Below are 15,009 nucleotides of genomic sequence, written 5' to 3'. Positions count from 1 at the left end.
GTGTTCCAGCTAGCCCGATGCGGACACAGTCGCTGCATTCGCGAAAGCAAGTTCCACCTGGCCACCACCAGCAACCATCGACACCTGCCGTCCGGCGGGAATGAGCCAACCGATCTCGTCGTGAACGATGTCGCGGATACGCTCGAGGATCGCCGCGTCTTCACCCAGGAGCAGGGCGTTGGCGATCTGCCGTGCCTGCATCTGGAAATTGCGTTGCTGGGTGGACCAGCTGTCGTCATCGACATCATCCCGCGCGCAAAAGCAGGTGTCTTCCAGCAGATCGGCCAGGTCGTTGGGTGCAATCGCGCAACCGGGCGACAGCAGGATCACGGTTTCTTCGAGGTCGGCCGACCAACCGTCATCGGGCGCAATCAGGACGTCGGCAGGCATGGAATGGCATACGGCGGCGTCGGTTCCGTCTCGCGACGGGTTGACCGTGACGTCGAGTGCAATTGCCGCCACGTATCCCGATTGGACTGTGTCGGGGAGCGTACGCCCTTCCTCGTAGCGGAATGTGCCCCTATCCGTCTCGAACCGGAACGACAGGTCCGATATGCGCGGCAGGGCGTCATACCAGCCATATCCCTCGAACTCGGAGACCTCGCGAACCAGCGTACCGCCCAGAGCCTCCCCCGATCGCAAGACACGGGCCGCGCATTGCTCGATTGGCGGCTCGGCGTCGGGGACCAGCACCATCGGTACGGCGGCGACGCGCTCGCCGTCCGGCATGCCCTCGCCATCGGCGGTGCGCGGAAACCAGGCCAACAGCCAAGCTTCGGCTTCGGGGAGGTCGACAGCAAGTTCCCGGGCGCGCAGCCATTGTGCACGGGCCAGACGATGCCGACCGGTTTGGGCGATCGTGCGGAAGATCGCCCGCTCGGCGGCCTCGCCCAAGTGCTCGAGCGCCGCGTTCTGGACCATTTCCTTGCGGGCCGGGAGAACGAGCTGCAGCGCCGGGGCATCGGCGATGTCCACCCGCACATGCCAGGTTTCGCTGGCGTCGACCTCGCTGATGCTCGGCATGGGGCAGGAGACCGTGAGGCCGTGAAAATTGATGCGCGGATAGCTGGAGGGAATGTGTCCGCGATCGTGGAAGATGCCGATGCGGCACCCGTGCCACCCCTCGACACGCACGGCTCCGGCGAGAAAATCGGTCCGCTTGAGTTGCTCACCCTTGAACAGCACCGGAAGCGGGTAATGCCGGGCTGCATTGGCCGCAGCATTGGCGAGATCGGCGATCCATGCCTCGGGCATGTCGATACGGATTTCCGTGCCGAAGTCGATCTCCCAGGGCTCGACAGCCAGGGCGGCGCCTGTCTCCCAGGCTTCGGGCGGAATGACGACCCGCCAACCATGGTCGGCGCCCCGCGCATGGGAGCGTATCTCGACGCGGCGCCCCGCTAGGCTGAACACGCCCATGCCCGCCGGGTCTTCACGGTGGGCGATGGCCGCGTCCCAGCCTGAGTCGCCCAGCGTCACCAGCTTGGCCGGATCATCGACACCGATGCCGTCGTCGCGGATAACGAGGATGGCGCGGCCGCCAACATTGATGGTATCGATCTCGACGCGGCTGGCGCCGGCTCGGCGCGAATTCTGGAGCGCCTCGACGAGGACATCCGACACGCCGTTGTTGAAGAATCTGGTGATCTTGCCCAGCAGCGATTGACCGACCGAGGTGTGGATTGTGGCAGGAAGGGACATGGCGCGCTCCGCAATACCGGTGCAACCAATTCCGCACCGTCCTATCCGCCCTACCCCCTCCCCCTCATGGCGAAGAGACGCGCAACCTGTGCCTTGCGTCGAGGAGTTCGGCGAAGCGCTGCCTGACGGCGCGGGCATCCCGGAAATGGTTCGCAAGGTCTTGGCGCTCCAGCAGTTGGGTCCGCGCCAGGGCAATCCGTCCTGCTTCCTCGATTGTCGGCAATCGCGGCGGCCAGCCTTTCACGAACCGTAGGGCCGGTGGCATCGCCGCTTCGATTTCGCGGCGCGCGACGGCGTCGCGCTTGGCGAGAGCTATGTCGCGCGCCAGTGACGGAGCCAGCAGATGCGGCGCCACGTCGGCCAGCCACCGTCCCGGCTGGAACGAGAAGGTGGAGGACGCCTCCATCGCGACCAGGTGGCGGTAAAGATCGAGATTGCCGGCGGCGCGGCTCGCGGCGGCGAGGTCGGCGCCCGAAGCGAGGACACAGAAGGCGCAGGACAGTCTGGTGGATCCATGGCAGCGATAGGCTTCGTGAAGCGGCAAGCCGTGCCGGTCGTGGCAGGCGAAGACCTGCGGCTCCGACCAGTCGACAAGCGGATACCAGCTCAGCATACGCGTGCCCGAGGCATTTCCGGGCCTGGCGAAGCGGGTGTCGAGACGCGAGATCGGCGTACCACGCCGCGCGGCGCTTTCGGCCCGGCGCAGGCCGATCACCGAGACAATCGTCTCGCCCCGGTAGCGGCGTGTCAGCTCGGGTCCAATGACCTGGGCCTTGAGTTCCGAGGTGCAGAACCGAAGGCTGGCCGAGGACCACGGGCCGATCAGGTGATAGAGTTCGAGATTTTCGTAGCGGCGGCATCCACGGGCGAAACGTTGTTCCCAGCGCGCGACCATATCGCCGGCGCCGCGGCGCACGACGACGAGCGGCAGACCGAGGCGACCCGCAACCGCTGCGACGGTCGCGGGGGTGGAACGCCATTCGGCGCGGCCGAGATCGGCATGGATGGCGATCCGGCGCGAACGGGGATGCCCGAACAGGTCGAGCAAGGCGTTCGCTGCCTGCGCGCTTGCGGTGGAATCCTTGCCGCCCGAAAGGCTGAAGGCAAACCAGGCGCCGCCCGCGATGGCATCGAGAACCGGAGCGTCGATCGCGACGTCGGGGTCCGCGCCGGGCACTCGCCGCGCGACAGAAAAGGGGATGTTCACCCGCGCTACTCCGCTGCGAGGTTGCGGATCATTCGGCAGCCAGAAGGATGGCGAGAGCTTGCCGGATCACGTCGTCGTGAGCGCCATTGACGATCACGGCCTGGCGGTTGGTGGCAGTGACCGCGCGCGCTACGAGATCGAGCGGACGCTTGCGCAAGGGGTATTGGAAGACCTGGCCGCGTTCGATCGTGACGAGATTGGTGCGCAGCAGCCCCTTCAACCGGCGATATTCGAGTTCGCGCGCCAGCAGGTCGCCGACTTCGGCCTCGAGGTCATGTTCGAGGGTCAGCCCCTGATAGGTGCGGACCGGGCGGTTGGCCTTGAGCCATGCATTGACCTCGGCCTCGCTCCACCGTCCGATCTGGCGGTAGAAATCGCAGCCGCCCTGCCCCTGATTGCGGGCATCGAAGGCACGCTCGCCATCGATCCAGATCTCGGCGGTATAGGCATTGGATTCTTCGGACAGTTTGGCGTTGTGGTTGATCCGGCGCAGTTCGATCTTCATCGCGTCCTCCATCGCTGCCCGGCAATTCCGGGCACACAGCGCCACCCCCTCTCCTTCCGGGTCGCAAATCGGGAGGACTTGGCCAAACTGTCGACTTCGATCATGCCGCGAGCTTGGTGGCCTCGCGATTGAACCGCTCGATCCAGTCGCGCATGATCGGGCGCTCTTCGACGGGAATGGCCGCGGCCACGCGTTGAAAATCGACCAGCTCGACCGGCGCGCCGACGATAATCGCGTCGATCTCTTCCGGATCGAGCAAGACCTGGTCGCGGATATAGGCGGTCATCGAGCCTGGGCGCGCGGCGGTCGATGAGCGCCATAGGCCCTCGACCGTGCGCAGGCGCGGTGCCGCGCGGGCCTCGACAAGCACGATGAGACGCAGACACCAGCGGGGGAGCGAGCGCAATTCGTCGACTTTCTGGGCAGCGCAGAGCCAGCAGGCCGACTTGATCGGCACGGGGAGACCTTCCTCGCGGATGCGCTGGGCGCAGCGGGCCCGGTCCCAGCCCCACTCGCGCAGGGGATAGCGATAGTCGAAGCGTTCGCTGACGTGGCCTTCGCGGTGAGCATAACGGCGGCTTTCGGCGGGCGAAGCGTCATAGCCGATAAGCTTCACCACCTTGTCGCCACGCCTCCAGCAATCCTGCGCGCGTTTCCAGCGCGCCACCCACTGGTCCTGCGGCTGGATCTTCCACTTCTGGCTGCAAGAGTGGCGGCCGAAGCTGATCGAAGGCAGCGTCGCGTTGGTCAGGCAGTTTTCGAGCAAGGTGAAATAAGGCGGCCAATGCTTGAAACGGCGCGGCGTGTAGCGCACCATATGATGCTCGATGCCGCGATCATCCATTGCTGGAACAGGGGCAGGAACGCGTAGGTTTCCTCGCGCTCGGTCCCGGTATCGGCGGTCAGCACAACCGAAAGCGGCAGGCCCCGCGCGACCCATTCGATGATCATGGCCGTGCTGTCGACACCCATGCCCCAGGCGGCAACGACCAGGGCCGACAGATGGCTGGCAGCGGTCAGCATGGGAGGCCTACCAGGGGAACTTCGGCAAGCCATCGACTTCGCCGGCATCGCAGTCAAACAGCAGGTAATCGCAGCCCTGCTCGCGCCCGACCCGCATCGCGGCGAGCACTTCGTCCGGGATCTGCTCCCGATCGGGCTCTTCGGCCTCGCGGGTCGGGATGAACCAGCCATAGTGCGTCGAAGCGACCGCCAGCGGCCGGCTCGACGGTTCAAGCGTAGCCCAACCATCGAGCAGGTCGGCGGTTTTCATCGAGACATGGACGGTGCTCAGCACGAGATGGCGGCCGATTTCCAAGGGAGGTTCCTTTCCGGGCGCATTGGAAGGGTGTCGGCCGCCACCTGACGAAGACGGCCGACGGGGGATGGGCCGATTCAGTTGACCCGTTCGAGCAGCTTGCGCGCCTTGCCCTCGAGTTCGAGCCGGCTGTCCTGATTGGTCTTGGTCCGGGCATGCGCGGTGATGCCCTGCACGAAATCGTAGAGGCTTTCGGGCGGATAGCCTTCCTCGACCAGCACCGCGGTGATGATCTTCGAGGTCTCGGCCTTGGAGAAGCCGCGCTTTCTCAGGAAGTCCTCGCGGTCATCATCCTTGCGGGCGACGATCCGCTCGCGCGCCTGCTTGATGCCATCGACGAAGCTGCGCGGCGAGGAGTCGGCGAAGTGTTCGAGCGCGGGCGCGGCCTCGTGCGCAAAACGGTTGGCGGCGAATTTCGAGTGACGGATGTTGATCTCCTCGAAATTCTCGACACCCCACAGGTTGCGATTCATGCATACCGCACGCAGGTAAAAGGTCGCGATTCCCAGCGACTTCGAACCGACTTCTGAGTTCCAGCAGTAGAAGCCTCGAAAGTAGAGATCGGGCTCGCCGTTGGGGAGCTTGCCGGCCTCGATCGGATGGGTGTCATCGACCAGGAACAGGAAGACGTCGCGGTCCGAAGCATAGAGCGTGGTGGTCTCCATGCTGACATCGACATGCGGGTTGTAAATCATGCTGCCCCAGTCGAGCACGCCCGGGACCTTCCAGCGCGTGTCGCCGACGCCGTTGCCGGCGATCCGCATGACGGCGCTCACCAGTTCGTGATCCCAGATACGACCGTATTCTGGCCCAGTAATCGCGCGCAGTTCGGTGCGGCCATCGTCGGTCTGGAGCAGTTTGACCTGTTCGCCTCGATGGGAGAGCAGGCCGTGCTGCATGTTGATGCCGGCGAGCGCGGCGGGCAGCGTGCGCAGGTAGGACGCAGGCGCGCCGACCAGGCTGGCGAGCTGGCCGAACGACCAGTTGGTGGGCGCGATTGGCCGGGCGTCGCCGGGCGCGATCAGCGAGAGCCGCTCGGGATCGTCGCTGCGCGCCTCGACCCGCACCGCCCGGCTCTCGACGACGCGCGTGGTGGCGCGGTCGGCGCGGCGGCGAACGCTGTCGTGGAGATCGGTGAGCGAGAGGAAGCGTTCATCGTCGGGCCGCGAGAACCATTCGGACGAAACGCGGCTGACATTGCGGCCACGCGAGATGTCGACGCGGTAGCCGCTGCTGACTGGACGGTCGTGGGACGGACCGGCAGGTGCGGGATGATCGAGGACATCGTGGTCGATTACGCGGGCAAGACTGGCCATGAAGCTGCTCCTGGAAATGGAAGGTGGAATGAGCAGGTGCATCGCCGCATCCGCGCTCATCCTCTCCCACCCCCTTCCTCCCGATGCCCCGGGAGCTCAGGCTGCGGCAGGCCGCCATTCGTAAAGAATATGGGCATCCGGCTCGTGTTCGTTGCCGACGGCGATCCGCACCAGGCGCCCGTCGCAGGCAAAGTTGCTGGCGCGGGGAAAGTCGCAATAGCTGCGCCCCTCGAACACGAAATCCTTCGAGCGGATCTGGATGACCTTGCGGGCCGTGCCCAATGCCCGGTGCTGGTAGGGCGCGTGCAGCAGGGTCAGGTTGTCGCCGGGCTTAAGGCGCTTCTTGAAGCTCGCCAGCGACACAAGGTTGTCGACGGGATTGGCCTGCCCGCGCCGGGCCGCGAGCGCTGCCCAATAGGCGGGGGCGATGCGCACTTCGTTGTAGAACGAGACCGCCATGAAGTCCTGGTAGAAGTTGGAGCGGCAGTAGCCGTACCGCTCGATCTGGTCGCGCACCCGGGTGATGAACTCATCCTGCGCCTCCCGGGTGGTCAGATCCTCGGTTGCGTCGAGCACCTCGGCAATCATCTTGCGGCCGCCGGAAAAGCGCTGGCTATGGATGGCGAAGCGCACTTCGGGGAAATGGCTGGCCAGATGCCGTTCGATCCGGCGGCACAGGACCGGCAGGTCGTCGGCCGGGCAATGGAGATCCCCCTCGTAGTGGAAATTGCCGCGTTCGTCGTGGTCGGTCTGGCTGTAGAGGCGCAGCGAAGGCACCGCCGGTGCGGATGATAAAGTCATGATACTGTCCTTTGGTTTGCGGGGAAGTTCAGGCGCAGCGCGCGGCGACCCAGTCCCAATAGCCAAGCCGGGTGTCGCCATTGGCGACTTCGGCCTGCCAGTCGGCGAGCGGGTAATCGGGGCTTTCGGCCCAATGATCGTCCGGCGGGAGAACGATTCCCGTCACAGGATGCCTCCCTCGAGCGCAAGTGAAAGCGCCTGGCGGGTCGTCTCGATTTCGATGCGATCGGCGAAGACCGCGCACCATCCGCCGCCGAATCCGTCCCGCCTGGCACGCGAACACGAAAAGCCAAATTCGAACCCGATCGGCGCCTGCCGCACTGTCTCCTGGCAGCAGCGGTGGATCAGGGCGGCCAGCGCAGCGGGCTGGAAGTCGATCATGCTCCACATGGAGACGGTGCTGACGCCGGGCTGGTCGAGCGTGTTGCCGCCCTCGAACTCGACTCCGAAACTGGGAAACTCGGGATCGTCGAACAAGGTGACAAAGCCGCTCCAGGGATCGTCTGGCGATGTGGGCGGGAACGCCGCGAGGAATTCGGGCGTCGGCTGGCTCGGCGTGTCCCCGTTCTCGAGGTCATGGCTCGCCTGGAAGGCCTCTTCGATCAGCGCCATTTCGGCATGGCTGCAGGTGAAGGCGAAGCTGCCCTGGGTGTAGTAGTCAGCCATGGAGCGCCTCCTCTACGGGCGCTGCCTCATCGCCATCCTCGATAATCGTGAACGGCGGCGGCACGAACTCGGCAAGGCGGAACCAGCCCTCGATCGCTTCCAGCGAGCCGAGATCGCGGATCATGCTCCGGGCAAGAACGATCTCCTCGCTCTCGGTCATGTCGAACTGCACCGCGGCGCCGGTGCCGGTGAAGATCACCCGTTCGGGTCCGAACGCGCCGCCGCAACTGCCGGAGTTCCGGACATAGGCGAGGCCGTGCTCTTCGCAGAATTCCTCGGTCCAGTCGAATGTGCCACCGGCCAGTTCGTAGGCGCAGGCTTCGACGGTCGCACCGCCGGAAACGTCGGATTCCTGAAGCGGTTCGCCCTCCCAGTCGGCGCGGCCACCGTCGGAGGCGATCGCCTCGATGAGGTCGGGAATCAAGGATCGCGAAATATTGCCGCCGATTTCGATCGACGCGCTGGCTCTGTCAGCCATGATGGTTCTCCCGCTTGAAGATGGAAAGTGGTGAAGATGGGAAGGATCACGCGCTCAGCGCTCGTCGGACGCAGCACCGATCAGGTGGCGCAGTTTGCCCCAGGCAAGTTCCTCGCCCGTGCGCAGCCCGCGATGGAGGCCCTGGGCGTAAAGCCGGTAGGCGGCAGCCGTCACTTCCGGCGTGGCGCTCGCCGGAAACAGCGTGACGAACTGGCCCTCATCGTCGAGCAGTTCGAACACGTCGGCGCCGGAAGAGAGCGTGGTGATCGCGATGCGCGCCGGGCTGTTCAGCGCTTCGAGGTCCGCGTTGTAGCTCTCGACAAACAGCGGGTCGAGAATGGGATCGTCCTGGGTCATGGGGGTTCCTTCGAAAGTGCCACCGACCATCCGGCAGCGCCTTTCCCCTTCCCCACTTCCCTTCCGGGCCGTCCGATCATATCCGGCTGGAGGCGATCGGACGATAGCCGGTTCGTTTAGGCCCGCGCCGAGAGCGACGCCGCGATGGCCGCGAGAACCTGCTCGGCCCGGTCCACCGGCACGAAGACCCTGGTCACATAGGCGATCACCTCGGTGAAGCATCCGCGCGCCTTCAGCCATTCGCGGTCCTGCGGCTGGGCGCTGCGCAGTTCGAGCCGGCGGCTGTTGTTGACGAAGACCGAGACCAGGCGCGCGCCGTCGAGGCCCGGCACGGCCACGCCTCCGTCGCTGCGCGCCGCCGCGATCAGTTCGGCAGGCGTCAGGCGAACCGAAGCAGCAAGGCCGAACTCACCCTCGAGCTTCTCGACTGCCGCCGGCATGACGATACGGCCGAGCAATGCATCGCCGCTGCCATCGGCGATGCGCCAGACCCGGACATCGTCGGCGGGGAGCTTGTGCCAGACTGGCAGGAGCAGGCCGGTCGCCAGGCTGATCGTCTCGACATCAAGCGCGGCCGAAGCCGCCGCAACCTCGGCCTCCCAGAGTTCCCGGAATTGCTCGTGCCCGATCGGTTGCCAATGGCTGGTCCAGAGCGCGCCCAGCGATATCCGGTCGTGTCCGGTCGGGCGGACCAGCTGGCACATCGGCACCGGCCTGCCTTCGTCATCGGTCACCGACCAGGACGGCACCCTCAGCGCGACACGGCCAGAACGCCCGTTGCGCAAGAAGGCGATGTCCTCGGTCCCCTGCCAGATGTGCATGAGATGGCCCCAGCTCGTGGTGCGGGGTTTCATGTGGAGTTCGAGCCGCAGCAGGCGGGTCTCCGCACCGGTCAGCGGATCGGTGCGCAGAACCTGATCGGACAGCGGAACAATCCGCTCGGCTCGGATCGTCTCGACGCCGAGATCGAGCGTGCCCGCCTCTCGCGCGGCATCGACGCGGGCCTGGATGAGACCGATATATTCCTCGAAGATCGCGTTCTGCGTGGCGATGCGGAGCGCCAGGATGCGGTTGAGCCAGCGCTGGATCGGCGGCAGCCGTTCGAGCAGGCCGCCGCCCTGCTCTTCGGCCAGCTTGAGGCCGGTCATCGCCTCGAAATCGGCAAGGCTGGTGCTCGCCAGTTTTCCGGCATGGAGCAGGTGATACCACTGCGTCAGCGCCTCGCGGGCGTAATCGCTTTCGAGATTGTCGGCCGGATCGAACAGGTTCTGCCCGCCGGTCTGGCGCTGGCCGCGGGTGAGCGCGCCGAGGCTATCGAGGCGCCGCGCGATCGTGCTGATGAAACGCCGCTCTCCCTTGCAGTCGGTGGTGACCGGGCGGAACACCGGCGGGCTCGCCTGGTTGGTGCGGTGGGTGCGCCCCAGCCCCTGGATCGCGGTCGCGGCCTTCCAGCCCGGTTCGAGCAGGAAGTGGATGCGGCGTTTGCTCGCGCTGCCGCAGCCGAGATCGGCATGATAGGACCGCCCGGTCCCGCCCGCATCGGAAAAGGCGAGGATCGGCTTCCTGCCCGCCATGAAATCGTCGCTGTCGGCCTTGCGGGCACCAGCCCCGCGCGGTTCGAGCTTCTGATTGCCGCGCGGGTCGAGCACGATGCGCCGAGTACGGCCCGTCACCTCGGCGACCTGCTCGCTCCCGAAATGGGCGAGCAGCGCATCGAGCGCGGCCGGGATCGGCGGCATACCGCAAAGCTGCTCGATCAGCGTGTCTCGCGACGCCAGCGCCTCCTGGCAGTGAACCGGCGCGCCATCGTCACCCACCATCATTTCCGAGCGCATCGTCCCGTCGCTCGCCCGGAAGGCCCGCAGCTGCCGGGTCGGGAAGGCATTCTTGAGATAATCGATGAGGCCGTCGAGTGGCGAGACATCGATAAAGAGATGCGCGCGTTCCTGCGCCGAAAGCGCGGTAAGCCGCCGGTCGAGGATGGCCGCCGCCGTGGTGACCAGCTGGACGACGGCGACATGGCCTGCCACCAGTTCCTCCTCGATCGAGCGGATCACGCTTGGGATCTTCATCGAGACCAGGACCTGGCTGAAGAAGCGCTGCTTGGCGCTCTCGAACTTGGACAGCGCCGAGCCCTTGGCTTGCGCATTCAGCGTATCGCCCGACATGCGGTCGACGATGTTCGCCGCCTTCATCGCCTCGTCGAGATTGCGATGGATGATCGCCCAGGCATCGGCATAGGCATCGTAGATCGCGATTTGATCCACCGTCAGCCGGTGTTCGAGCGCTTCGTATTCGACGCCAGCAAAGCTCAGTGCCCGAGCGGTATAGAGCCCCATGGCTTTCAGATCGCGGGCGACGATCTCCATCGCGGCGATCCCGCCATCGTCCATCGCCGCCATGAATGCCGCGCGGTCGCGGAAGGCGGTGCCCGGTCCCCAGAGGCCAAGCCGGGCGGCGTAGCAGAGATTGGCGGGGTCGGTGGCGCCGGTCGCCGAGACATAGAGCACCCGGGCGCGCGGCAGCGCGTGCTGGAGCCGAACGCCCGCGAGCCCCTGCTCGGAGCCCTTGGCCGTGCCGAATTCGGTATCGGTGCCTGCGGCATTGGCCAGCGCATGGGCCTCGTCGAACACCAGCATCCCGTCGAAATGCTCACCCAGCCAGGCGCGGATCTGCTGGAGGCGTGAGGCCTCGTCATGGCGCGAGGAGCGCAGCGTCGCATAAGTCAGGAACAGGATTCCGCTCGCCATGCCGATCGGCTGGCCCAACGGGAAGGCATCGAGCGGCTGGATGTCGATGGGCAACCCGCCGAGTGCAGACCAGTCGCGGCGCGCATCTTCGATCAACCCGGAACTGACCGAGATCCACACCGCCTTGCGCCGCCCCCGGTTCCACTGGTCGAGAATGCAGGCGGCGACCTCGCGGCCCTTGCCGACCCCGGTGCCGTCACCGATGAAATAGCCGGTGCGATAGACATGACCCTCCGGCGTTTCCGAGAGCTGGTCGCCCGCGTCATTGGGAAGGAAGGTCCCTGGCAGATCGCGCTGGAAAGCCTCGCCTGCGTGGATCAGGGTTTCGAGCTGGGCATCGGACAGTGCCGCGATCGCGCGGTCCTGGAGCATCGGGCGGTAGCCGGGTGCGGGCGGCAGCACCGAAGCCATGGCGACGGATTCGACGAGCTGGTCGGGATGCGGCCTAGCGGCTGGAATGTCGATGCGGGCGAGCCGCCAGGGGACATAGATGCCGACCGGATCGCCTGCGGCCAGCGGTGTGTCCCTAACCGTATAGTCGAGCAGGCGCGGGACATCGTCGATGCGCGGTTCGCGCTTTGGCGTGGCAAGCTTCGATCCTGCGAGGTTCGTGAAGAGCGCTGACGGCGATGGTCTGGCGGCCGGGCGCAGTCGCGGTTGTGCCAGCGCGGGTGCAGGTGGCGGCGACTGCGACGGGTCGAGCCTGGGCGGCAGGCCCAGCACGATCGGGAGCGCCGCTGCGAGATCGGGCACGGTATGGCGTGCGGGTATTCCCGCCCAGCCCTTGTCGTAGACCAGCAGCCGCACCGAGATGCTGGTGCCGTGCTTGGCGTAAGGATTGCCGAGGATCGTGATTTCCGCGCGCGGTGGCACGACCTCGGCCACCGCCGCATAGCCCGGTGCACCACTACCATCGGACGCGAAGCTCGGCGGCATGATCGCGACGCAGCGCCCGCCATGGGCAAGGCGCAGCAGGGCTGAGCGGAGATGCCTGGCGCCGGCATGGCGGTCGCGGCCCCGCCCCTCGCTGCGGCTGAAGGGCGGGTTGATCAGGACAACGCTCGGCGCGAGTCCAGACGGCAGCTTGTCGTGGATGAATTCCGCATCGTGGCTGGTGACGTCCTGACCGAGCGCCAGACCGAGCAATGCCGCCCGCTGTTCGTCGCGCTCGTTGAGCAGCAAGCCGGTGGCGGCCCTCGCCGCGTGCGCGGCGAGCATCCCGGTGCCTGCCGAAGGTTCGAGCACCAGATCATCGGACCTGAACTGCGCCGCCCGGGCCGCGAGCCAGGCCAGCGCCAGCGGCGTGCTGAACTGCTGGAGATCGACCTGGTGTTCTGACCGGTAGGTCTGGGTCGGCAGGCTGTTCTGGAAGGCGAGCAGCGCGGCAAACATCGCCTCGGGATCGCCGCCATGCATGACCCGCCAATCACCGCGTTGAAGCAGCAGCACCTGTGCGGCTTCCAGCGCGTCATAGGCGTCGCGCATCGACCAGGCGCCATCGGCATCGGTCGCACTAAACGCATCGATCGTCAGGCGGGTAAGGTACTGGCGGGTAACAACGCCGGATCGAGCGAGCGTGTCGGCGACCATTCTCGCGACCGAAAACAGGCCTTCGGCCTTGGTGGCGTAAGCGCCGAATTCCGGTTCGGCGAGCTTGAGAAGCGGCAAGTTCATCGGGCATGGTCCTCCGGAAAGTCGGGCGGCCATCCGCCCCGTCGCCAATCGTCCTCCCCCTTCCTCCCGGAAGCCGGGCATATGGAAACGGGGCCGCGGCATGACACCGCGGCCCCGTCAGGACGGCAGGCTTGTGCGATCAGGCAGCGGCGGCGAGCGAGTCCATGCCGTCGTCAGCGCCAGCGTCCGCGCCGTGTTCCGCAAGATCGCCGAACTCGGAATCCTCGGCTAGGCCGGTCGCGTCGGTGGGCTCGTCACTTGCCACTTCATCCGCGTCGATCACGCCGTCAGCCTCGCCGTCGATCAGTTCGAAGCGCATGGCATCGGGCAGCCAGGTCAGCGCCCGTTCCTTGATCTCGGCCTCGACAAGGATGTCACCCGCGAAGAGCTTCTCGGCCGAAGCGGCAAGATCATGCTTCTTCGACGCCGCGTAGCGCTGGCGCAGTTCGGCGGTTCCCACCGTTTCGAACAGGCCGAGGATCGCGGGCTTGGTGATCCGGTCGAAGTAGTTCTTCGCGGTCGGCCGCCACCAGGCCGCGACGTCGATGGCGAGCTTGCTGCCGAGATGGTCGATGAACACGCTGCCGGTCCTGCCCGCCGGAACCGCGTCGAAGGTCCGGGCTACCGCCCAGCCCAGCCAGCCAGCGCGGGCCTCGTCGGGAAGCGAGCAGAAGGCATCGTAGCGATCACGGACATCCTCGTGATCGATCCAGCTGCGATCGAGCGCGCTGTCGAGCTTGGCCCATTCCTCGGCCGCCAGCGTGCCGCTCTCGAAGCCGGAAACACGCGGGCTTGGTGCCCTGGCGCGCAATTCGCTGGCGAGATCGCTGCTCCCAAAATGCCGGGTCGCGGCATCAGCCATGATGAAGGTGCCGACGTCGAAGGCAAAGCGGGGATCACTCGCGACATGGACGGCAAGCAACTCGGTTTTCATCATCGCCAGTTCGTCGGCGAGGCGCTGGCTGACGACGGGCTTGGCCGAACTTTCGGCCTCATCGCCATGATCCGCGTCCTCATCGTCGCTGGTGTCATCGTCCCCGTCGGCCGGTGTTTCGACCGGCGCGACATAGAGCTGTTCGTGAATGCGGGGCTGACCGTCGCGGCCGATCACCACATAAGCGAGCGCCGAGGCCTTCTGCTCCTCGGTCAGGACCGGCGTGCGCGACTGGATCGCCTCGTATTCGGCTTCGAGTTCCTGGGTCCGCGCTTCGTCGTCCTCGGTATAGCCCTCGCCGTTCTCGTCGGCCGCGGCTTCCTCGATCGCTTCGAGCTCGCTCTGGATCTGCTCGCAGCGGGCTTCCTCGTCGGCGGTGAGCGGCGGAAGTTCGCCCTGGACCTGGCGAAGGCTGTAGGTTTCCATGTAGGGGATATGGGACGCGGGCACGGCGCGGATTTCCGCGAAGCCCTCGCGCTGGCGGATCGCTTCGGCGGCTGCGGTGAGCTTTTCCTCGGCGAGATGATCGAGGATATCGCCATCGATCCACATTTCGGTGGCGTCGTCGGAAAACAGGTCGGCATCGATCCTGCCACCCGCCGCGACATAGTCGTCGCGTCCGACCAGCATCGCCTTGGGGTCACTGCCGTGATAGCCGCCCGAGGCGAGTTGGCGCCGAATTTCGCCGACATTGGCCCGGTAGTAGCCCTGGCCAAGCTGCTCGAAGACCGAGGCCTGGCGCGCGGTGTCCGACGTGCTGGCATAGGCCATGGCGATGTCGAGCGTGATCGCGCCTTCACGCAGCGCTTCGAATACCGGTTCGGCGAGGCCCGCGAGGCGCAGGCGGCCGAGCACGAAACGTTCGGTGAGCCCGAAACGCTTGGCGATGTCGGCGGGGGTCTTCTTCTCGGTCTCGATGATGTCCTGGAACGCCCGGCAGGCATCGGCGGGGTTCATCGCCAGCTTGAAGAAGTTTTCCGACAGGCTGATCTCGACCGCGTCGTTGGCATCGGCGAGGACCTTCACCGGCAGCTCGTAATCGGTAGGAAGATCGCCCTTTTCGATCGCGCGGTGGACGGCATCGAGGCGGCGGCCGCCGGCGGTGATGCGGTACTGGCCCTTCTTGCGCGCGACCGGTAGGCCGATCAGGTTTTGGAGCACGCCGTGCGCGACGATGCTCGCCTCGAGCTGGGCGTCGGCCTCCGGATCGCTGGTCTTGCGCACATTGCTGGGCGACTTGGCGAGCTTGGCCGCCGATACGAGAATGATGGGCTGGGACATGGATGGTCTCCTGGCGGACGA

The 15,009-nt window shown here is 66.1% G+C and carries 14 protein-coding genes; all 14 read right to left on the bottom strand.

The genetic code is table 11. The features are described 5' to 3' along the window. Positions 1 to 9: 9 nt before the first annotated feature. On the bottom strand, positions 10 to 1,701 hold the full coding sequence (locus NZK81_RS11025; RefSeq protein WP_013833371.1) for an ATP-binding protein: 1,692 nt from the start codon (positions 1,699 to 1,701) through the stop codon (positions 10 to 12). 64 nt (positions 1,702 to 1,765) lie between these two features. Next, positions 1,766 to 2,908: a phosphoadenosine phosphosulfate reductase domain-containing protein gene (locus NZK81_RS11020; RefSeq protein ID WP_083835217.1), complete on the bottom strand. Its 1,143-nt coding sequence runs from the start codon at positions 2,906 to 2,908 to the stop codon at positions 1,766 to 1,768. A gap of 28 nt (positions 2,909 to 2,936) precedes the next feature. Next, positions 2,937 to 3,413, bottom strand: coding sequence for a hypothetical protein (locus NZK81_RS11015; protein ID WP_041559375.1), 477 nt, complete (start codon positions 3,411 to 3,413; stop codon positions 2,937 to 2,939). 100 nt (positions 3,414 to 3,513) lie between these two features. Continuing rightward, positions 3,514 to 4,230, bottom strand: a complete 717-nt coding sequence (locus tag NZK81_RS11010) for a hypothetical protein (protein WP_311202086.1) — start codon at positions 4,228 to 4,230, stop codon at positions 3,514 to 3,516. Then, the gene (locus NZK81_RS21625; protein ID WP_067738998.1) at positions 4,161 to 4,436 is read right to left on the bottom strand and encodes an adenine nucleotide alpha hydrolase family protein; all 276 of its coding nucleotides are present in this window, start codon (positions 4,434 to 4,436) and stop codon (positions 4,161 to 4,163) included. Before NZK81_RS21625 ends, NZK81_RS11010 begins: the two co-directional genes overlap by 70 nt. Before the next feature lie 7 nt (positions 4,437 to 4,443). Beyond that, a complete protein-coding gene (locus NZK81_RS11005; RefSeq protein WP_013833368.1) occupies positions 4,444 to 4,731 on the bottom strand; it encodes a DUF5983 family protein in 288 nt (95 codons plus the stop codon). Between the two features lie 77 nt (positions 4,732 to 4,808). Further along, on the bottom strand, positions 4,809 to 6,047 hold the full coding sequence (locus NZK81_RS11000; RefSeq protein WP_174523931.1) for a DUF932 domain-containing protein: 1,239 nt from the start codon (positions 6,045 to 6,047) through the stop codon (positions 4,809 to 4,811). Between the two features lie 96 nt (positions 6,048 to 6,143). Beyond that, a complete protein-coding gene (locus NZK81_RS10995) occupies positions 6,144 to 6,848 on the bottom strand; it encodes a hypothetical protein (protein ID WP_013833365.1) in 705 nt (234 codons plus the stop codon). Positions 6,849 to 6,876: 28 nt separating this feature from the next. After that, positions 6,877 to 7,014 carry a hypothetical protein gene (locus NZK81_RS10990; protein WP_198409094.1) on the bottom strand — a complete coding sequence of 46 codons (138 nt, stop codon included), beginning with the start codon at positions 7,012 to 7,014 and terminating at the stop codon, positions 6,877 to 6,879. Further along, a complete protein-coding gene (locus NZK81_RS10985) occupies positions 7,011 to 7,514 on the bottom strand; it encodes a hypothetical protein (protein WP_013833364.1) in 504 nt (167 codons plus the stop codon). Before NZK81_RS10985 ends, NZK81_RS10990 begins: the two co-directional genes overlap by 4 nt. Next, a complete protein-coding gene (locus tag NZK81_RS10980) occupies positions 7,507 to 7,992 on the bottom strand; it encodes a hypothetical protein (RefSeq protein ID WP_013833363.1) in 486 nt (161 codons plus the stop codon). Before NZK81_RS10980 ends, NZK81_RS10985 begins: the two co-directional genes overlap by 8 nt. 54 nt (positions 7,993 to 8,046) lie before the next feature. After that, positions 8,047 to 8,349, bottom strand: a complete 303-nt coding sequence (locus NZK81_RS10975) for a hypothetical protein (protein ID WP_013833362.1) — start codon at positions 8,347 to 8,349, stop codon at positions 8,047 to 8,049. A gap of 116 nt (positions 8,350 to 8,465) precedes the next feature. Next, a complete protein-coding gene (locus tag NZK81_RS10970; RefSeq protein ID WP_013833361.1) occupies positions 8,466 to 12,773 on the bottom strand; it encodes a strawberry notch family protein in 4,308 nt (1,435 codons plus the stop codon). A 139-nt stretch (positions 12,774 to 12,912) separates the two neighbouring features. Beyond that, the gene (locus tag NZK81_RS10965) at positions 12,913 to 14,988 is read right to left on the bottom strand and encodes a ParB/RepB/Spo0J family partition protein (protein WP_013833360.1); all 2,076 of its coding nucleotides are present in this window, start codon (positions 14,986 to 14,988) and stop codon (positions 12,913 to 12,915) included. Positions 14,989 to 15,009 lie beyond the last annotated feature (21 nt).

Origin of the sequence: Novosphingobium mangrovisedimenti, from assembly GCF_025153475.1 — a bacterium.
Lineage (GTDB): Bacteria > Pseudomonadota > Alphaproteobacteria > Sphingomonadales > Sphingomonadaceae > Novosphingobium > Novosphingobium mangrovi_A.
This window is presented reverse-complemented; position numbering and strand designations above follow the sequence as displayed.